Below are 18,674 nucleotides of genomic sequence, written 5' to 3'. Positions count from 1 at the left end.
TTGCTATCATTTCCCAGGCTTACTGCTGAGGAGAGTAGATGACTGCCATGAACACGCCGCACCCGTACTACGAAATCCTGATTGCCGCAGCGCGCAAAGTCGGCCCCGTGAAGGTCGCCATGGCGCATGCCTGCGATCGTCATGCGCTGGAGGCTGCGCTGGACGCGGCCAGCATGGGATTGATCCTGCCCATCCTGGTCGGCCCGCAGGCGCGTATCCGCCAGGCGGCCGATGAGGCCAAGCTGGATATTTCGGCGCTGCCGCTGGTCGACACCGAGCACAGTCACGCCTCGGCGTTCCGCGCGGTGGAGCTGATACGAGAAGGCCAGGCGGCGGTGCTGATGAAGGGCAGCCTGCACACCGACGAATTAATGGGCGCCGTGGTGGCCGGCGATACGGGCCTGCGCACCGGGCGCCGCCTCAGTCACTGCTTCGTGATGGACGTGCCGGGCCGCGGCGAGCCGCTGATCATCACCGACGCCGCAGTCAACATCAATCCCACGCTGGACGACAAAGTCGACATCATCCAGAACGCCATCGACCTTGCGCACGTGCTCAAGTTCGATCCGGTGAAGGTGGCGATACTGGCGGCAGTGGAGACGGTCAGCGCCAAGATGCCGTCCACGATCGACGCGGCGGCGCTGTGCAAGATGGCGGACCGGGGCCAGATCACCGGCGGCATCCTCGACGGCCCGCTTGCGATGGACAACGCCATCGACCCTGAAGCGGCCGAGATCAAGCATCTGGTCTCACCGGTTGCGGGCAGGGCGAACATCCTGGTGGCGCCCGATCTGGAGGCAGGCAACATGCTCGCCAAGAGCCTGACCTTCATGGCTGGCGCGGCGGCGGCCGGCATCGTGCTTGGCGCCCGCGTGCCGATCATCCTGACCAGCCGTGCCGATTCCGTGGCCGCTCGCCTGGCTTCCTGTGCGGTGGCGGTGCTGGTGGCGCACAGCAAACTGGCCGGCAAACGTATCCTGGGAGGCTGACCGCATGGCACCCAACGATAGCATCGTCGTCATCAACGCCGGCTCGTCGAGCATCAAGTTTTCCTTGTTCAGCGGCGCCGCGCTGGCGCTGACATTCAAGGGCAAGATCGAGAACCTGTACAGCGGCGTGACGCGTTTCAGTGCGCAGGACGCGCAGGGGCAGTCCATCGGTGAGCGCAGCTGGCCTGCCGCACCATTGGACCACGAAGCGGGCATGCGCTTCCTGATCGACTTCGCGCAGACGCATCTGGAAGGCCACCGCGTGGTGGCGGTCGGGCATCGCATCGTCCACGGCGGCGTGGCCTACAGCGGGCCGCAGCGGCTGGACGCGAAGGTGCTGGCGGCGCTGGAGAAGCTGATCCCGCTGGCGCCGCTGCACCTGCCGCACAACCTGGCGCCGGTGCGCGCCGTGATGGCGATGGCGCCGGATGTGCCGCAGATGGGCTGCTTCGACACCGCCTTCCACATCGGCCAGCCGGCGGAGGCGCAGGCGTTCGCGCTGCCGGCGCGGATCACGGAGCAGGGCGTGCGGCGCTACGGCTTCCACGGTCTGTCGTACGAATATATCGCCAGCCGTTTGCCGGAGGCCGATCCGGCGCTGGCCCATGCCAAGGTGGTGGCCGCGCATCTGGGCAATGGCGCCAGCATGTGTGCCATGGCGGCCGGGCGCAGCGTCGCCAGCTCGATGGGCTTTACCGCCGTCGATGGCCTGCCCATGGGCACCCGCTGCGGCGCGCTCGATCCCGGCGTGGTGCTGTACCTGATCGATGAACTGGGCATGGACGTGGGCGCGGTGCAGAAGCTGCTGTACCAGGAGTCCGGCCTGCTCGGCGTTTCCGGCATTTCGTCGGACATGCGCACGCTGGAGCAAAGCGACGATCCGCGCGCCAGGGCGGCGATAGCCCTGATGGTGTACCGAATCGGCCGCGAACTCGGTTCGCTGGCGGCGGCGCTGGGCGGACTGGATGCGCTGGTCTTCTCCGGCGGCATAGGCGAGAACAGCGTCGCCTTGCGCGCCGCCGTCTGCCGGGATGCCGCCTGGCTGGGCGTGGAACTGGATGTAGAGGCCAACGCCGCCAATCCACGCGGCGTTGCGCGCATCAGCGCCGCCGGCAGCAGGGTGCCGGTGTGGGTGGTGCCGGCCAACGAGGAATTGATGATTGCCCGGCACACCCTGTCCTTGCTGGAGAAGGCATGAATACGGAAACGGTATATCCGATTTTGAGCGGCAAGCGGGCGCTGGTCGTCGGCGTCGCCAACGAACACTCGATCGCCTGGGGCTGCGCACTGGCTTTCCGCAAGCTGGGAGCGGAAGTCGTGCTCACTTACTTGAACGAGAAGGCCTTGCCGCATGTGGCGCCGCTGGCCGCCGAAATCGATGCGCAGCTGCTGCCGCTGGATGTTACGCAAGCGGGTCAACTGGAGGCGCTATTCGCGGCGCTGGCGGAGCACGGCAAGCTCGATATCCTGGTGCACTCGATAGCCTATGCGCCGAAGGCGGATCTGCAGGGCGGGCTGCTGGACTGCTCGCTCGACGGCTTCCTGCAGGCGATGGATGTGTCCTGCCACTCCTTCGTCCGCATGGCCAAGCTGGCGGCGCCGCTGATGACGGACGGCGGCAGCATGCTCGCCATGAGCTATCACGGCGCCGACAAGGTGGTCCCGAACTACAACGTCATGGGACCGGTGAAGGCCGCGCTGGAGGCGTCGTGCCGCTACCTGGCCTACGAGCTTGGGCCGAGCGGCATCCGCGTCCACGCGATTTCGCCCGGGCCGCTGCAAACGCGGGCCGCCTCCGGCCTGAAGGACTTCGACCTGCTGCTCAGCGATGCGGTGGCGCGTGCGCCGCTTGGACAATTGGTGGACATTCTCGATGTCGGCAATACCTGCGCCTATCTGGCCTCGCCGTATGCGCATCGTCTGACCGGCAGCACAGTGTATGTTGATGGCGGCTTGAATATCATCGCCTGACGGCGAACTGAAAGGAGCGGCAGATGCAAATCATTTTATCCGGCCTGCATGGCGACGCAACTGAAACCACGGTGGCCGAAGGCCTGGCGCGCTTCTTCCACGTCACCCATGTCAACATGGTGCGCGAGGGGATGGACGACAATCCATGGGCCCTGATCGACGTCGCCGATTCCTACGAACGGGTATGGGGCGTCTGCAACCAGCTGCGCGGCGTTTTCCATCGCGGCAAAGCGCTCAAGTTCTACATTCCGCTGCACCAGGAGGACGTGTATCATGACCTCGAACCTCACGAACGACTGGACTTCAATTAATGGCAACAAGCGTCACACTGCAGGACATCACCGTAGACAATTTTGAGAGCTTCATGGACATGGAGCTGCCGGAGCACCAGCGCGATTACCTGGACAGCAATGCGTATTCGATTGCGCAGTCCAGGTTCTACGACGATTTCGTCACGCGCGGGATTTACTGCGACGGCGAGCCGGCTGGCTTCCTGCTGTACGACGTGCGCGCCGAGGACGTCGACGGCCTGTATGGCATCTACCGCTTCATGGTCGATTTTCCGCAGCAGGGCAAAGGCATAGGCCGCAAGGCCATGGCGCTGCTGCTCGACGAGCTGCACAGCAAGCCGGACGTCCATCGCATCATCATCTACTACAAGCCGGGCAACGCTGTGGCGCAGGCCTTCTATCGCAGCTTCGGCTTCCGCGAATGCGGGATCGACGACAATGGCGAGATGATCGCCGAGATCATCCCGTCACGGCTTCCCGATCAGCAGGTATAAGGCGGTCTGGTTACGCGAGGCGCGGCCGGCGCCGAAGTAGAGCGGCCCCAGAGGCGTATCGATGGCGAGGTACAGCGCATTGCTGCGCACCGTCTGCTCGCCGTTCAGCGAGTCGATGGTGTTGCCGACGCGGCCCAGTTCCGCCGATGCGCCGATGTAGGCTCCGTCCAGCAAGCCGGGCCCCGAGATGCGGTAGTTGTAGACCAGCCGGCCGAAGTGCAGGCTGTTGCCGACCAATTCGCCGGTGCGGTAGCCGGACATGCGCAGGAAACCGCCGAAGGATACGATTTCGTGGTCCGGCAGGGCGTTCTCTCCCAGCTTGTGCTGAATTTCCAGCGCTCCTTGCAGCGAGTGCGGGCCGGTAGCCAACGCTGTCAACGCGGAGAAGGACAGCTTGTTGTAGTTGGTGTCCGCACCCAGTGCGGTGCGGGAGGAGTACACCCGCAGGTCCGCCTCTGCGCCGGAGCGCGGGAAGGAGCGGCTGTCCAGCGTGTCGGCCCGAAGGCGCAGCTGTACGCCGCCTGTGCGCGCCTTGGGGAACAGATCGGACGGCGGCACGAAGCTGGTGTCCAGCAGCAGGTTGACGTGGCCGCGCGTGACGCCAATGCGCGCCTCGCCCCATTCACCCAGCGGCACGCCGAGGTCCAGGCCCGCCGCGATCGACTCGTAGCGGTAGCGCGCCAGCCGGCTGCCGTTGGAGTAGATGTCCAGCGGCGTGCGCTCGCCCGAGAGCGAGGCGCTGGCGAACAGGCGCTGCGCCGGCGTCAGTGGTTGCAGCCATTCGGTGCTGAGGCGGTCGGTGTGGCCTATCTCCAGGTCGTTGCGCCACTCCGCGCCCAGCGCGTTGAGCCAGGTCCAGCGGTGCATGGCGCGCAGCGTGAAGAAGGAATCGCCTTCGAAGTCGGTCGATACGCCCAGGCCCAGGCGCAGATACTGCGGTCCCCAGGATTTTTCGTTGACGATGGTGGTCAGCTCGTGGCGGCCGTCCGGCAGCGGCGTAAGCGTATAGCTGACGTGTTCGAAGTCGCCGCGCCCGAACAGGCGCCGCATGTCGCGCTCGGCCTTGGCGACATCGAACTGGTCGCCGGGCTGGGTCTCCATGATGCCACGCAGGGATTCCTCCGGCACCCGCTGCGTGCCGTCGATGCGCACCGACGACAGCAGCACGCCTTGCGGCGCCTGGGCGTGACGACGGCGCGCACTCAGTACCGCATAGTCCTCGGACGACACGGCGTAGCGCTGCAAGCGCTCTGCGACCTGGTGGCCGGCCTGTTCGCCGTAAGCTGCGGCCTCTTTCAGCAGATCGAAACTGCCGGCATCCACGGTCGCCAGGTTGGGCGTGATCAGCACGTCGACCTGGGGATTGAGCTCGGCCAGGGAAGTGCGCAGGTTGCTGGCGGTGAGCATGCGCGTCATCTGTTCGGACATCGACAGCACGGATTTGATCTCGTCGCGCTTGAGCAGTGGCGTGCCGATATTGATGGCGATGATGATGTCCGCGCCCATCTTGCGTGCCACATCGACCGGCAGGTTGCGGGCGATGCCGCCGTCGATCAGTAACTGGCCGTCGATTTCCACCGGCGTGATCACGGCGGGGATGGCCATGCTGGCGCGTATGGCCTGCGCCAGGTTGCCGTGTTCCAGCACCACCATCTCGCCGCTGCTGACGTCCGTGGCGACCGCGCGGAAGGGGATGGGTAGCTGGTCGAAGTCGGGGACGGACTGGCGCACGGTCAGCCGGCGCAGCAGCGCTTCGAGCGCCACGCCGGATACCGCGCCTTTCGGCAGCGACAGGCCGCCCGGCCCGATGCCGATCTCCGGGCCGACGAAGCTGTCCGCATCGTCGGTCTTGCGGGCGATGGAGAGGTCGCGCCGGGCGACGTCGTGGAACAGGTTGGCGGTGCTGAGCGTCTGCATTTCGCGCTCGATCTCTGCCAATGGCATGCCGCTGGCGTAGGCCCCGCCGACGATGGCGCCGGCGCTGGTGCCGACGATGATATCGACCGGCACCCGCAGTTCCTCCAGTACCTTCAGCACGCCGATATGGGCGCCGCCGCGAGCACCGCCGCCCGACAGCACCACGGCTATTTTGGGCCGCGTAGCGGCATGGGCGAGCTGGCAGCTCAAGCAGGACAAGAGGATAAGCGCAGGGATTATTCGCATGCGAGGACTCTAGCACAAAAGTCGCTTGACCTTACCTCCGTGGGAAGGTGTAAGATTCTGTCCACTATGCGTCCATTCATCCGCTTCCTGCTCTGGATTTTGATAACAGCCCTGCCGCTGCAAGGGGTAGCTGTTGCCTTGATTCCGTGCCATACGGTGACGACGCAGACGGAAGCGCGGTCGGAGCACTGCGCGCCGGACAAGCCCGAGCCGGCGTCGGGAGCGCATGGAAAATGCAGCCATTGCGCCAGTTGCGTGGGTGCGTCCGCGCCACCCGGCGTGCCCGCCATCGTACTGCCTGCGGCGTTTTTCGGCGCCGCCTTCATCGCGCCTGAACCTGCGATGACCGCCTATATCCCCGCCACGCTGGAGCGTCCGCCCCGCCTTTCCTGATATTTGCCGAAGCTGCGGGCTTGCCCGCGTATCCGCCATTTTTCTAGGAATCCTATGAATCGCTTTCGCATACTGCTGCTGGCAGTAGCCTGCGCGCCTGTGTATGCATCCGCCCAATCCGCGCCTAAAGCGCCGGATGCGGATGCCAAGGTGCCGCCGCCGGCATACCGTTCGGCCTTTGCCGATATACGTCCAACCCCGGACACCGCCGTCACGCCGGACAAGGTCTGGCTGCAGGCCAACCGCGAACTCGCCGCGCAACCCGGCCACTCCATGCACATGCAGATGGAAATGCAGCCGCAGATGCAGCCTGAGACGCCCAAGGCTGAAACCAGCGACGACCCGCACAAGGGTCATCACCAGCATATGAAAGGCCAATAACATGGCACGATTACCCAAGGCGGCAGCGGCAGGATTTTCCGCCATGCTGCTGGCAGGCTGCGCCAGCCTGTCCAACGACGGCGGCCTGGCCGATGTCTCCCGTTTGGCGCAGGAACGCATCGGCCAACCGGCCAGCCTGTCCCGCGACGCCGACAACAGCCTGCAGGTAGGCACGCTGCTGGCGCAGCCGCTGACCCCGGAGACCGCAGTGCAGATAGCGCTGCTGAACAGCCCCGCATTGAAGGCATCGTTGGCGGAGTTGGGTGTGACGGAGGCGGAGTTCATCCAATCCAGCCGCATGCGCAATCCCAGCCTCGGTTTTGGCCGCATCCGTGGCGGCAGCGAAACGGAAATCGACCGCAGCGTCACGTTCGATATCGCGGGCTTGCTGACTTTACCCGCACGTTCCCGCATTGAAGGCCGCCGCTTCGAACAGGCCAAGCTGCAGGCCGCAGCCCAGGCGGTTCAACTGGCGGCCGATACGCGCCGCGCCTACTTCACCGCCGTGGCGGCGGCCCAATCGGCGGCCTTCGCCGAGCAGGTGCGCGTGGCTGCGGACGCCTCGTCCGAGCTGGCGGAAAAGATGGCCAAGGTGGGCAACTGGAGCAAACTGGATCAGGCCCGCGAACGCGCCTTTTATCAGGATGCGTTGACGCAGCTGGCCCGCAGCCGCCACGAGGCGACCGCCTCGCGTGAGCAGCTGATCCGCCTTCTCGGCCTCTGGGGCGAGCAGCAGAATTTCACGCTGCCGGACCGTCTGCCCGACCTGCCGCCGCAGCCTCAGGAAATGAACGACGCCGAGGCGCAGGCGCTGACGCAGCGCCTGGACATGCAGGCCGCACGCCGCGATACCGAAGCCACGGCCGACGCCCTCGGCCTGACCAAGGCCACCGGCTTTATCAACGTGTTCGACGCAGGCTACGCCAACAAGAGCAGCACCGGCAAGCCGCGCGAGAACGGCTACCAGGTCACGTTCGAACTGCCGATCTTCGACTGGGGCAGCGCCAAGGTGGCGCGGGCGCAGGCGCAGTACATGCAGTCCGTGCACCGCACTACCGACACGGCGGTGCGAGCCCGTTCGGAAGTGCGAGAGGCGTATTCGTCCTACCGCACCACCTACGACATCGCCCGCCACTACCGCGACGAGGTGGTACCGCTGCGTAAAAAGATCTCGGACGAGGTACTGCTGCGCTACAACGGCATGCTGGCCAGCGTCTTCGAACTGCTGGCCGACTCGCGCGAACAGCTCAACAGCGTCAACACCGCCATCGAAACACAGCGCGACTTCTGGATCGCCGAAACCCGGCTGCACACCGCCGTCAACGGCGGCAGCGCCAACGAAACAAGGACCACCCCATGATTTCACGTAGAGACTTCTTCAAGGGCGCGGGCGCCGTCGCGGTCAGCGCGGCCGCCGTCAGCAAGGCCGGCGCGGCCACGCTGCCGGAGGCGATGACCATGGATAACGCCGACACCCACGTGCCGCCGCTGCCGTCCAACGGCCGTCCGTTCAACCCGGTGGTGACGCTGAACGGCTGGTCGCTGCCGTGGCGGATGAATAACGGCGTCAAGGAATTCCACCTGATCGCCGAGCCGGTGGTGCGCGAAATGGCGCCCGGCATGAAGGCCAATCTGTGGGGCTACAACGGCCAGTCGCCCGGCCCGACCATCGAGGTGGTGGAGGGCGACCGCGTGCGCATCTTCGTCACCAACAAGCTGCCGGAGCACACCAGCGTGCACTGGCATGGCCAGCGCCTGCCGAACGGTATGGATGGTGTCACCGGCCTGACGCAACCTGGCATCGCACCGGGCAAAACCTTCGTCTACGAATTCGTCGCCAGGCGTCCCGGAACCTTCATGTACCACCCGCACGCAGACGAGATGACGCAGATGGCGATGGGCATGATGGGCTTTTGGGTCACGCACCCCAAAGACCATACGCAGTTTGCGGTCGACCGCGACTTCGTCTTCCTGCTGAACGCCTACGACATCGATCCCGGCAGCTACACGCCGAAGACCAACACCATGCTGGACTTTAACCTGTGGACGTTCAACAGCCGCGTCTTCCCCGGCATCGATTCCATGCCGGTGCGGCAGGGCGACAAGGTGCGCATCCGCGTCGGCAACCTGACGATGACCAACCATCCGGTGCACATCCACGGCCACGAGTTCTTCGTCACCGGCACCGATGGCGGTTGGACGCCACCGGCCTCGCGCTGGCCGGAAGTGACGACCGATATCGCTGTCGGCCAGATGCGGGCGATTGAATTCGTCGCCACCGATCCGGGCGACTGGGCTTTCCACTGCCACAAATCGCACCACACGATGAACGCCATGGGCCACAACGTGCCGACCATGATAGGCGTGGACCATCGCGGCATCGCCGAGAAGATCAACAAGATCGTGCCGGAGTATATGACCATGGGCGACAAGGGCGGCGCCATGGGCGGCATGCAGATGGCGCTGCCGGAGAACACGCTGCCGATGATGACGGGCGAAGGCCCGTTCGGCGGCGTGGACATGGGCGGCATGTTCACCGTGGTCAAAGTGCGCAAGGACCAGAAACGCGGCGACTACACGGACCCGGGCTGGTACAAGCATCCCCCTGGCACGCAAGCCTACGAGTGGACCGGCGCCTTGCCCGAGCCAGCGCGCAAGTACACCGCCGGCGGCCAGTCCATGCCGGCACTGAACCCGCCGGACGTGGAACTCACGGTACGCAAACCCAGCGGCCATAGCGGCCATTAAGGAGAATACACATGAAGACTTTGCATAATCTGGTGGCAGCCGCCGTCGTCGCGGTGGCGACGCTGTCGGCGCCTTTCGCTGCCGCACATGCCAGCTTGAAGAGTTCTAACCCGGCGGCCAATGCCGTGCTGGACGCCGCGCCGAAAGAGATCGCGCTGACGTTCAACGAGAAGGTCGAACCTGCGTTCAGCAGCATCACGCTGACCGGTGCCGCCGGCCATGTGCTTGCCGGCGCCGTGTCCGACAAGGCCAAGGCTACCGTCGACGCCAGCAATCCGGCGATTCTGCGGCTGGTGTTGCCGCCGCTGTCAGCGGGCGTGTACACGGTAGCCTGGGCAGTGGCCGGTCCTGACGGACATCGCCGCAAGGGTGAGTTCACCTTCACGGTCAAATAGTGGAGGCGGGCGTCGATGCCGTCTGGCTGCTGCAAGTCGGCTCGGCTTTCCTGCTCAACTGCGGCTTTAGCTGGCTGGCCGGTTCCTGGTGCGCGCGCCGTTGGCTGCCAGCTGGCGCCGGTGATCCGGCAGGTTTCGATGCGTGCATGCGTGTGCTGGATATGCTGGCGGCGGGAGTCGCCATCGCGGCCGGTGGGTTGTCGCTGCTGGCCGCCACCGCCGTCATGGGCGGCACCGGCCTGCGCGAAGCTTGCGGCATGTTCTGGATGATGGCGACAACTACCGCTTACGGTTGGTCCGGTTGCGTCGCCGTCGCTGCGCTGGCGGCTGTGCTGGCGTTGCGCAGCGTCCGACGGCGCCTGCCGCCGGCTGGCGAACTGGCGGTACTGCTGGGCATGGGCGTGTTCGCCGGCACACGTTCATCGATGGGCCACGCGGGCGAGCAGGGGCTTTGGTCGTTGCCCATGGCGGCGGAGTCCATCCATCTGTCGGCCATCTCTGTGTGGGCAGGCGTGGTGGCGGTTTCTGGCTTGCTGGTGTTGCAGGTGCGATGGGAGATGGACGCGGTGAATCGCTACCTGAACTGGATGTCGCATGCCGCAACGGCAGCGCTGGCGGCCATCGCTATCACCGGGATCTACAGCGGCTGGCACCGCGTCGGCAGCGCCGGGAATTTGATTTATACCGTTTACGGCATTACCTTGCTGAGCAAGGTGGCCTTGGTGCTGGTAGCCATCGGCATCGGCGGTTACAACAAATTTATCGGTTTGCCGGCCGCGTCGCGGTCGCCGGATGGCGTTGCGGTGGTGCGGCTGGCGTTGAGGATAGAGACGGTTCTGCTGCTCGGCGCCATACTGGCCGCCGCCATGCTGACATCGCAGCAGCCGCCGACAGCTATTTGACGGGCGAGAACAGGACTTCCACACGCGTGCCGCGTTCAGCAGCCTGGGAGGCGATGCGGAGTTGCGCTTGATGGCGGGCAGCGATCTCGAAGGCGATAGGCAGACCCAATCCGCATCCGCCTGCGACATCGCTGCTGCTGCCGCGATAGAAGCGTTCAAGCACAAGGCTGCGTTCATGAGCGGGAATGCCTGGCCCGTCGTCTTCGACCGAAAGATGAACCGGATCCGCGTGCAAGGCCAGCGTGACGACGCCACCGGGCCGGTTGTAGCGAATGGCGTTGTCGATCAAATTGCCCATCAACTCACGCAGCAGGTGGGCATTGCCGAAAATGACGACGCCGTGCTCCGGTCCTTCGTAGCCAAGGTCTATCTGTTTGTCCAGGGCGTTGTCCGCCCAGCGTTCCACTTCTTCCCGCGCCAGATCGGCCAGATCGACATTGTCAAGATTGAGATGTTTTTCGGCCTGGTGTTCGGAGCGCATCAGCGTCAACAGCTGATGCGCGACACGATGAAGCCTGGTAACTGCGCGATGCACGTCATCCAGCGCCTGATCCCTCTTCGATACATCCCGTTCGCGCAACGCGCGCTGGGTTTGCACCTGCAGCGTCGCCAGGGGCGTTCGCAGCTGGTGCGCGGCATTGGAGATGAACCGTTTTTGCGATTCCTGTTCGTCGCTGAGTTTTGCAATCAGCAGGTTGATGGCGTTTATTAGGGGCTTGATCTCCGCCGGCATATTCTCAGTGTCGGCCACGGGCGCCAGGTTGGCGGTTTCGTAGCTCCCCAGCCGGGCAGCGACGCTGTCGACTTTCGATAAACTGCGCGTGACCGCCAGCCAGATGAACACACCGCCCATCACCATCACCGCGATCTGCAACGGCGCCCACTGCGAGAATATCTTGCCAGCCACCTGTTCGCGCTTATTCATGGTTTCCGCGACCTGGATATGGATGGTGTCGTTGACGCCCGAAGGCGCAGGCATGTCCATCGATACCACGCGTATCAGCCGCCCATCCAGGACGGCGTCGTAAAAGGCCGGTTGCTCGGTCGCCTTCGCCGCAGGGGCGGGCGGAATCACTGCGTTGCTCAACAGGTTGCCCTGCCTGGACGACGACGTCTGCCAGTAGATCCGGTCCACCCGGTCCCACTGGAACATTTGCACTGCTTCGGGAGGCAAGGCCAGTCGCACACGTCCATCTTCGGACTTGATCTGGGCTGCCAGCGTCATCGCCGAGTCCAGCAACCATTGATCGTGTACTTGATAGCCGATGTGGCGGGCGATGAACATGCCGCCTACCGCGCCGAGCGTCAGCACCACGAGAATGGGAATCGCCAGGTGCAGCAGCAGCTGGCGGCGCAGGCTGGGCTGCGGCTTATTCATCTACACGCTCGTCCAGGCGGTATCCCAGGCCGCGCAGCGCCCGTATGTGTACCTGCGACTGGGCGTCGGCCAGCTTGCGCCGCAACCTGCTGACGAATACTTCGATCATCGCGGAGTTCTTTTCTTCGGCATGGTCATAGATATCGTCCAGGAACTGCGACTTGCTGACCACGCGCCGTGGACGTCGCATCAACAGGCTAAGCACCGATGCTTCGGCGGCGGTCAGCGCCAGCTCGCGGCCGCGCACACTCGCTTGTTTGGAGACCGGCTCAAAAACGATGTCGCAAAAGATCAGCTGCGACTCGTTCGGCGCGCTGCGGCGCAGTAGCGCGCGTATCCTGGCCTCCAGCTCGGGCAGCGCAAACGGCTTGGCAAGGTAGTCGTCGCCGCCGGCGTCGAGGCCCAGCACGCGGTCGTCGAGATCGAAGCGCGCGGTCAGTATCAGCACGGGCGCCGTCAGTCCCGCCTTGCGCAAGCGGCGCAGCACTTCCAATCCATCCATGTCGGGTAGCCCGAGGTCCAGCACCACCAGGTCGTAGGTCGTCTGCGCACACGCCTCCAGTGCCGAACGGCCGTCGAACACGACATCGGTCACGTAATCGGATTGCGCGAGTGAGCTGCTCAAACCATGAGCGAGTTCCCGGTCATCCTCAACAAGCAAAAGTGGCATGGCGATTCAATATGGGCAAGGTTCAGGCAAGGTTGACTTTGTATCATCAACTATCGCGGTGAGGTACGTCACCGCATTCTAACTGACACAGGAAGCTCCATGGGTATGAAAAAGCAGCCGGCCGCCATTGTCATGGTCTTGTTACTGGCATCGGCTTCCATCGCCGGATATCTGCTGTTCCAGCCGCCGCCGGCCGCACGTGCTGCCAATGTGGCAGCGGCGCCGGCGCCGGATCTCGACCGGATACAGTTCCCGAGCGGAGCACCGCAACTGGCGATGATACAGGCGCAGATACTGCCTGCGGTTGGCATTCCCGCCGGCGACACCCTCAGCGCCCGCGTGGTGTATGACGAAGATGTGACGGCCAGGATAGGCGTCGGCGTCAACGGCCGCGTGGCCGCGATCAAGGCGGCGCCGGGCTCTCCGGTCCATGCGGGACAGGTGCTGGCCGAAATCGATTCTCCGGATTTTGGCGCCGCCCTGGCGGACCTGAGCAAGGCGCGTGCTGACGAAGAACGCAAGCGGAAGGCGATGGAGCGCGCGAAGGAACTGGTGCCCGGCGAGGCCATCGCCAGCAAGGACTCGGAAGCGGCGCAGTCGGATCTCGACCAGGCGCACGCTGAGACCTTGCGCGCGCAGCAGCGCGTACACAGCATCAATCCACATGGCGACCGTATTCAAGGGCAGCGTTTCAGCCTGGTCAGCCCTATCGACGGCGTCGTTGCGGAGCGCAGCGTTACGCCGGCGCTGGAAGTGTCGCCGGGGATGCCGGCGCCGCTGTTCGTGCTCACCAATCCCAAGCGGCTTTGGCTGATGATCGACGTGCCCGAATCCATGCTGGCCAGCGTCAGGCAGGGCGCAAGCGTGGATGTTGAAAGCGATGCTTTCCCGAACGAGCATTTCAAGGCCACGATAGCGCAGCCTGGCCTGGTGGTCGATCCCAACACGCGGCGCGTCACGGTGCGTGCGCGTCTGGACAACCCGGCCGGCAAGCTGCTTCCCGAAATGTACGTCCGCAGCACGCTGCTGCAGGAGCGCGGCAACGCCGTCAAGGTGCCCAACACGGCGCTCGTCAATCGCGGCGTGTACACCTATGTGTTCGTGCAGTCGGCGCCGCAGCAGTTCCAGCGGCGCCAGGTGAGGATGCTCACGCGCGGGAACGATGCCAGTTATATCGGCGCGGGCGTGTCCGGCGGAGAGAACATCGTCACCACCGGCGCGCTGTTGCTGGATGCTGAAATGGGCGCACGCACGGGCGGAGCGCCATGATCGACCGTTTGATCGTATTCGCGCTGCGCCAGCGGGTGTTCGTGATGGTGCTGGTGTGTGCCTTGATAGGGTTCGGCTTCTACGCGTTGTCCAACCTGCCGATTGAAGCTTTTCCGGATGTGCAGGATGTGCAGGTACGCGTGATTTCGCAGCTCTCGGGCCAGGCGCCGGAGGATATGGAGCGTACCGTCACGCTGCCGATCGAGCGCGAGGTGGCCGGCATTCCCCACCTGATCAACGTGCGCTCGGTGACGATGACCGGCCTGTCCATCGTCACACTCACGTTCGACGACGAGACGGATAACTATTTTGCGCGCCAGCAGGTCAGCGAGAAGCTGTCGACCGTCACCTTGCCCACCGGCGTGCAACCGCAGCTGGCCCCTTTGTCGACCGCCGTGGGTGAAGTCTACCGCTATGCGATCGATGCGCCGCACATGTCCGAGGCGGACATCCGCACCTTGCAGGACTGGACGATCAGGCCCGCGCTGCGCATGACGCCCGGCGTGGCCGATGTGGTCAGCTTCGGTGGCACCATCCGCGAGTATCAGGTCGAAGCCGATCCCTTCTTGCTGGCCAAGTACCAGGTAACGCTGGACCAGGTGAGTCAGGCGATTGGCAATGGCACGGGCAGCGCCGGCGGTGGCCTGGTCAAGCTGGGCGACGCATCGCTCATCGTGCGCTCGGCCGGTCTGTTCACCAGCCTGGCCGACATGCGGCAGATCGTCGTCACGTCGCGCCAGGGAAGGGCGATCACCGTGGGTGACGTCGCCACCGTGCAGGCGGGCGAACGGCCGCGCTTCGGCATCGTCGCCGCCGACCAGCGTGACAGCGTGGCCGAGGGCATCGTCTCGATGACCAAGGGTGGCAATCCATCCAAGATCAATACCGAATTGAAGGAGCGTATTGCGCAGCTGCAGAAACGCCTGCCGGCCGGCGTGAAAATCATTCCGATATACGACCGCACCGAACTGGTTCACCATACCGTGAAAACCGTGGCGGAGAATCTGGTGATCGGCGCCTTGCTGGTGATCGTCATCCTGGTCGTGTTCCTGTCCAGCTGGCGGGCCGCGCTGATCGTCGCAACCGTGATCCCCCTGGCTTTGCTGTTTGCGTTTGTGCTGATGAATGCGCGCGGCGTATCCGCCAACCTGATTTCGCTGGGCGCGGTGGACTTCGGCATCATCATCGATAGCGCGGTGGTGATCGTGGAAGCGCTGATGGTGCGCATGGCGCTGATGCCGGTTCATGAGGCGAATCCGATTGAAGCGCGCATGCACGTGCTGCACCGGACGATGAGCGACATGGCGCATCCTGTGCTGTTCTCGAAGGCGATTATTATCCTGGCCTTTGTGCCGATCTTCACCTTCCAGCGGGTTGAGGGCAAGATCTTCACGCCGGTCGCCTTGACGCTGTCGTTCGCGCTGGCCGGCGCGGTGCTGCTGACGTTCACGCTGCTGCCCACCTTGCTGTCCTGGACCACCCAGCGCAGGCCGCTGGTCGAGGTGCACCGGGCCTGGCTGACCAATCTGCAGCGGCGCTATCACGCGCTGCTGGATGGCACGCTGCGCAAAACTAAGCTCGTGCTGTGGGTGTCGCTGCTACCGCTGGCTTTGGCGTTTGCCCTGTCGCCGCGCCTGGGCAGCGAGTTCATGCCCAAGCTGGATGAAGGCAATATCTGGCTCACGATTACCTTGCCCACCTCGGCGGCGTTGGAGACCACCAAGGCCGTCGAACGCCAGATGCGGAAAAAGCTGCTGGCTTATCCGGAGGTCGCGCACGTCATCAGCCAGGCAGGCCGCCCGGACGATGGCTCCGATCCCAAGGGCCCGAACAACCTGGAAAGCCTGATCGACCTGCAACCGCGCAGCCAGTGGCGCTTCCGTGACAAGGAAGCGCTGGTGGCCGACATGTCCGCCAGCCTGGCGGCTATTCCCGGCGTGACGACGAATTTTTCGCAGGTCATCCAGGATAACGTCGAGGAATCGCTGTCTGGCTTTCGCGGCGAGATCGTCGCCAAGATCAGCGGCAGCGACCTCGCTATCCTCGACAGCAAGGCGCAGCAGTTGATGGACGTGATCCAGTCCATCCCCGGCGCCTCCGATGTCGATGCGACCCGCATCGGCGGCCAGAGCGAAGTGGTGGTGACGCCGGATCGCAGCCGCATGGCGCGCTACGGGATTTCGATCGGCGACGTCAACACGCTGGTCAACCAGGCGCTGTCCGGCGCGGCCGTGACCAGCTACTTCGAGCAGGACAAGCGCTTCGACGTGGTCTTGAAAATCAATGAGCAAAACCGCAAGGGCATCGATGCCATCGGCAATCTGCGCCTCACTGTGCCGGGGACGCAGGTCGGCAACGGCATGGGCACGGTGGCGCTGCACGATGTGGCCACCATCGAATTGCGGCAAGGCGTGTCGCGCATCCAGCGCGAGTCGGGCTCCCGCAGCGTCATCGTCAAAATGAACCTGCTGGGACGCGACCAGGGCAGCTTCATCGAAGAGGCCCAGCGCGCTGTTAGCGAAAAGGTCAAGCTGCCGCCGGGGTATGAGATCACCTGGGGCGGCCAGTTCGAGAATTCCCAGCGCGCGGCCAAGCGCCTGGCGGTCATCATCCCGCTGACGATACTGCTGATGTTTTCCCTGCTGTTCTGGGCGTTCCGTTCCGTGCGGCTGGCGGGGCTGGTGCTGGGCATGGTGCCGTTCACCATGATAGGCGGGCTGGCGGCGCTGGGCCTGGCCGGGTTGCACCTGTCGGTGTCGGCGGCGGTCGGGTTTATCGCGGTGGCCGGTATTTCGGTGCAGAACGGCGTCATCATGGTCGAGGAAGTCATGCAGCGCGTGCGCGAAGGCGCGGCGGTGGCGCAAGCCATCGTCGGCGGCGCCGCGATGCGCCTGAGGCCTATCCTGATGACGGCCCTGATGGCCGGCATGGGCTTGCTGCCTGCCGCGCTGTCGCATGGCATCGGCAGCGAGACGCAGCGGCCGTTTGCCTGCGTGATCGTCGGCGGCATCGTCAGCGGCACGCTGTTCACGCTGCTGGTGCTGCCGGCCGCGCTGCGGCTATTTGGTAACTTCTCTGAACCGGGCGACACCGCCCCCATGAACCCATGACCTTACTATTGCCGATGAAATTGCGCCATCGCCGCATCTGCGCCGCGATGCTGGCGATACAGCTCGCGGGATGCGCGGCCGGGCCGGACTATCAACGGCCCGCGCTGGCCGTGCCGCAGACGTATGGTGCGGCGCCGGCCGTCATCGCCGCGCAGCGGTATGTGATGCAGCAGGACATACAGAACAATTGGTGGACGCTGTTCAAGTCTGCGGAGCTCAATGCGCTGATCGAGCAGGCATGGTCCGCGAATCCGGGCATCGAAGCGGCTGAGGCTGCGCTGCGTGCGGCGCAGGAGAACGTCTACGCGCAGCAGGGCTATTTCTATCCGACCGTGCAGGCTGGCTACACGCCGGCCCGCACCAAGGTTGCGGGCAATCTGGGCGGTAATTCTCCCGGCGTCCAGGGCAATGGATCGGTGATCAGCGCCAAGCAGAACACGCCTGCCAGCGAGGGCGGCACCGCGCCATTCAACGCGCCCGTGATCTACAACTTCCACACCGCGCAGCTGACTGTCGCCTACACGCCCGACGTGTTCGGCGCCAACCGCCGGCAGCTGGAGTCGCTGCAAGCGCAGCAGCAGATACAGCGCTTTGAACTGGAGGCGGCGTACGTCACGCTGGCATCGAACATCGTCGCTGCCGCATTCCAGGATGCCTTGTTGCGACGGCAAATGGCGGTGGTCAACGAGATGATCGAGGCGAACCAGCTTGCGCTGGCCTTGGCCCAGCGTCAGTTGAAGGCCGGTTATATCTCCCGCCTGGAGTTGTCGGCGCAGCAGGGCGCCTTGGCGCAGTCCAGGCAGCTGCTGCCCGCGCTGCAGAAGCAGTTCGAACAGAATCGCGATCTGCTGCGGGTGCTGGCGGGCATTCCGGTCGACGGCGAGGTGCCAGGGTTTGCCTTGGCTTCCTTCCATCTGCCCGAGGAATTGCCATTGACCTTGCCCTCGTCCCTGGTCGAGCAGCGCCCCGATGTGCGGGCGGCCGAGGAAGCGCTGCGCTCTGCCAGCGCCGAGGTCGGCATAGCGCGTGCTGCGCGCCTGCCGCAATTTTCCATCTCGGGTTCGGCAGGAGGTGCGGCCAGCCAGTTCGGGCAGATGTTCTGGACCAGCGGGAAATTCTTCGACCTGACCGCGAGCGTCACGCAATCGCTGTTCGATGCGGGCACGCTCAAGCACCGCGAGTCGGCTGCGCATGAGTCGCTGAAGGGCGCTGTTGCAACCTACAGGTCGACAGTCGCCACCGCTTTTCAAAACGTTGCGGATGTACTGCACGCCATTAATGCAGACTCGGGCACCCTGCAAACGGCGGTCGACGCCAGGGATGCCGCTAGGGCCGCTGTCGACATCACCGAACGGCAGCACGCGCACGGCGCCCAGGATCGCCTGGCCCTGATCGTGGCCGGACAGAATCTGCGCCAGGCCGAGTTGCAATTGGCACAGGCGCAGGCAAGCCAGCTCGGCGATACGGCGGCATTGTTCCAGGCGCTGGGCGGCGGCTGGTGGCATCGGAAGGAAGACTAGC

At 64.6% G+C, this 18,674-nt stretch carries 17 protein-coding genes; 14 read left to right on the top strand and 3 right to left on the bottom strand.

Translation table 11 applies throughout. The features are described from left to right. The first annotated feature begins 38 nt into the window (after window positions 1-38). From GEV01_RS03265 to GEV01_RS03245, 5 genes are read left to right on the top strand one after another with little or no spacing between them, the layout of a single operon-like run. A complete protein-coding gene (locus GEV01_RS03265; RefSeq protein WP_152801650.1) occupies window positions 39-989 on the top strand; it encodes a phosphate acetyltransferase in 951 nt (316 codons plus the stop codon). 4 nt (window positions 990-993) lie between these two features. Continuing rightward, complete coding sequence (locus GEV01_RS03260) at window positions 994-2,187, top strand: acetate/propionate family kinase (protein WP_152801648.1); 1,194 nt, start codon at window positions 994-996, stop codon at window positions 2,185-2,187. Beyond that, window positions 2,184-2,960 carry an enoyl-ACP reductase FabI gene (gene fabI, locus GEV01_RS03255; protein ID WP_152801647.1) on the top strand — a complete coding sequence of 259 codons (777 nt, stop codon included), beginning with the start codon at window positions 2,184-2,186 and terminating at the stop codon, window positions 2,958-2,960. Before GEV01_RS03260 ends, fabI begins: the two co-directional genes overlap by 4 nt. A gap of 23 nt (window positions 2,961-2,983) precedes the next feature. Further along, on the top strand, window positions 2,984-3,271 hold the full coding sequence (locus tag GEV01_RS03250; protein ID WP_152801644.1) for an RNA-binding protein: 288 nt from the start codon (window positions 2,984-2,986) through the stop codon (window positions 3,269-3,271). Further along, a complete protein-coding gene (locus GEV01_RS03245) occupies window positions 3,271-3,744 on the top strand; it encodes a GNAT family N-acetyltransferase (RefSeq protein WP_152801642.1) in 474 nt (157 codons plus the stop codon). The genes GEV01_RS03250 and GEV01_RS03245 overlap by 1 nt, the downstream gene beginning before the upstream one ends. Here GEV01_RS03245 and GEV01_RS03240 read toward each other — a convergent pair. Beyond that, window positions 3,718-5,871: a patatin-like phospholipase family protein gene (locus GEV01_RS03240; RefSeq protein ID WP_235914183.1), complete on the bottom strand. Its 2,154-nt coding sequence runs from the start codon at window positions 5,869-5,871 to the stop codon at window positions 3,718-3,720. The genes GEV01_RS03245 and GEV01_RS03240 overlap by 27 nt on opposite strands. Before the next feature lie 192 nt (window positions 5,872-6,063). Here GEV01_RS03240 and GEV01_RS03235 point away from each other — a divergent pair, with 192 nt between their 5' ends. From GEV01_RS03235 to GEV01_RS03210, 6 genes are read left to right on the top strand one after another with little or no spacing between them, the layout of a single operon-like run. Next, window positions 6,064-6,300 carry a hypothetical protein gene (locus GEV01_RS03235; protein WP_217428338.1) on the top strand — a complete coding sequence of 79 codons (237 nt, stop codon included), beginning with the start codon at window positions 6,064-6,066 and terminating at the stop codon, window positions 6,298-6,300. 54 nt (window positions 6,301-6,354) lie between these two features. Continuing rightward, the gene (locus GEV01_RS03230; RefSeq protein ID WP_152801636.1) at window positions 6,355-6,681 is read left to right on the top strand and encodes a hypothetical protein; all 327 of its coding nucleotides are present in this window, start codon (window positions 6,355-6,357) and stop codon (window positions 6,679-6,681) included. 1 nt (window position 6,682) lies between these two features. Further along, entirely contained in the window at window positions 6,683-8,041 is a 1,359-nt protein-coding gene (locus GEV01_RS03225; RefSeq protein ID WP_152801634.1) for a TolC family protein, read from the top strand. After that, window positions 8,038-9,429: a multicopper oxidase family protein gene (locus GEV01_RS03220; protein ID WP_152801632.1), complete on the top strand. Its 1,392-nt coding sequence runs from the start codon at window positions 8,038-8,040 to the stop codon at window positions 9,427-9,429. Before GEV01_RS03225 ends, GEV01_RS03220 begins: the two co-directional genes overlap by 4 nt. Before the next feature lie 11 nt (window positions 9,430-9,440). Continuing rightward, window positions 9,441-9,824, top strand: coding sequence for a copper resistance protein CopC (locus tag GEV01_RS03215; RefSeq protein ID WP_152801630.1), 384 nt, complete (start codon window positions 9,441-9,443; stop codon window positions 9,822-9,824). Next, window positions 9,824-10,726, top strand: coding sequence for a copper resistance D family protein (locus GEV01_RS03210; RefSeq protein WP_328595424.1), 903 nt, complete (start codon window positions 9,824-9,826; stop codon window positions 10,724-10,726). The genes GEV01_RS03215 and GEV01_RS03210 overlap by 1 nt, the downstream gene beginning before the upstream one ends. On the opposite strand, the gene GEV01_RS03205 is transcribed toward GEV01_RS03210, so the two are convergent. After that, window positions 10,719-12,104: a sensor histidine kinase gene (locus GEV01_RS03205; RefSeq protein ID WP_152801628.1), complete on the bottom strand. Its 1,386-nt coding sequence runs from the start codon at window positions 12,102-12,104 to the stop codon at window positions 10,719-10,721. The genes GEV01_RS03210 and GEV01_RS03205 overlap by 8 nt on opposite strands. After that, complete coding sequence (locus tag GEV01_RS03200; RefSeq protein ID WP_152801626.1) at window positions 12,097-12,774, bottom strand: response regulator transcription factor; 678 nt, start codon at window positions 12,772-12,774, stop codon at window positions 12,097-12,099. The genes GEV01_RS03205 and GEV01_RS03200 overlap by 8 nt, the downstream gene beginning before the upstream one ends. Window positions 12,775-12,873: 99 nt before the next feature. Here GEV01_RS03200 and GEV01_RS03195 point away from each other — a divergent pair, with 99 nt between their 5' ends. Genes GEV01_RS03195 through GEV01_RS03185 form a run of 3 tightly spaced genes read left to right on the top strand, consistent with a single transcriptional unit; the run spans window position 12,874 to window position 18,673 of the window. Further along, window positions 12,874-14,043 (top strand): efflux RND transporter periplasmic adaptor subunit, encoded by a 1,170-nt coding sequence (locus tag GEV01_RS03195; RefSeq protein ID WP_152801624.1) that lies wholly within the window; start codon window positions 12,874-12,876, stop codon window positions 14,041-14,043. Continuing rightward, window positions 14,040-17,153, top strand: a complete 3,114-nt coding sequence (locus GEV01_RS03190; RefSeq protein WP_152801622.1) for an efflux RND transporter permease subunit — start codon at window positions 14,040-14,042, stop codon at window positions 17,151-17,153. The genes GEV01_RS03195 and GEV01_RS03190 overlap by 4 nt, the downstream gene beginning before the upstream one ends. Beyond that, complete coding sequence (locus tag GEV01_RS03185) at window positions 17,150-18,673, top strand: efflux transporter outer membrane subunit (RefSeq protein WP_235914176.1); 1,524 nt, start codon at window positions 17,150-17,152, stop codon at window positions 18,671-18,673. Before GEV01_RS03190 ends, GEV01_RS03185 begins: the two co-directional genes overlap by 4 nt. The last annotated feature ends 1 nt before the right edge of the window (window position 18,674 follow it).

Origin of the sequence: Rugamonas rivuli (assembly GCF_009380165.1) — a bacterium.
GTDB lineage: Bacteria > Pseudomonadota > Gammaproteobacteria > Burkholderiales > Burkholderiaceae_D > Rugamonas > Rugamonas rivuli.
The sequence above is the reverse complement of the archived record's forward strand: the minus strand, read 5'-3'. Positions and strand labels throughout refer to the sequence as shown.

Excerpts from the sequence above, each read along its gene's own strand:
- GEV01_RS03265 (WP_152801650.1), top strand. The coding sequence starts at position 39 with ATGACTGCCATGAACACGCCGCACCCGTACTACGAAATCCTGATTGCC.
- GEV01_RS03260 (WP_152801648.1), top strand. The coding sequence starts at position 994 with ATGGCACCCAACGATAGCATCGTCGTCATCAACGCCGGCTCGTCGAGC.
- fabI (WP_152801647.1), top strand. The coding sequence starts at position 2,184 with ATGAATACGGAAACGGTATATCCGATTTTGAGCGGCAAGCGGGCGCTG.
- GEV01_RS03250 (WP_152801644.1), top strand. The coding sequence starts at position 2,984 with ATGCAAATCATTTTATCCGGCCTGCATGGCGACGCAACTGAAACCACG.
- GEV01_RS03245 (WP_152801642.1), top strand. The coding sequence starts at position 3,271 with ATGGCAACAAGCGTCACACTGCAGGACATCACCGTAGACAATTTTGAG.
- GEV01_RS03230 (WP_152801636.1), top strand. The coding sequence starts at position 6,355 with ATGAATCGCTTTCGCATACTGCTGCTGGCAGTAGCCTGCGCGCCTGTG.
- GEV01_RS03225 (WP_152801634.1), top strand. The coding sequence starts at position 6,683 with ATGGCACGATTACCCAAGGCGGCAGCGGCAGGATTTTCCGCCATGCTG.
- GEV01_RS03220 (WP_152801632.1), top strand. The coding sequence starts at position 8,038 with ATGATTTCACGTAGAGACTTCTTCAAGGGCGCGGGCGCCGTCGCGGTC.
- GEV01_RS03215 (WP_152801630.1), top strand. The coding sequence starts at position 9,441 with ATGAAGACTTTGCATAATCTGGTGGCAGCCGCCGTCGTCGCGGTGGCG.
- GEV01_RS03205 (WP_152801628.1), bottom strand. The coding sequence starts at position 12,104 with ATGAATAAGCCGCAGCCCAGCCTGCGCCGCCAGCTGCTGCTGCACCTG.
- GEV01_RS03200 (WP_152801626.1), bottom strand. The coding sequence starts at position 12,774 with ATGCCACTTTTGCTTGTTGAGGATGACCGGGAACTCGCTCATGGTTTG.
- GEV01_RS03195 (WP_152801624.1), top strand. The coding sequence starts at position 12,874 with ATGGGTATGAAAAAGCAGCCGGCCGCCATTGTCATGGTCTTGTTACTG.
- GEV01_RS03190 (WP_152801622.1), top strand. The coding sequence starts at position 14,040 with ATGATCGACCGTTTGATCGTATTCGCGCTGCGCCAGCGGGTGTTCGTG.
- GEV01_RS03185 (WP_235914176.1), top strand. The coding sequence starts at position 17,150 with ATGACCTTACTATTGCCGATGAAATTGCGCCATCGCCGCATCTGCGCC.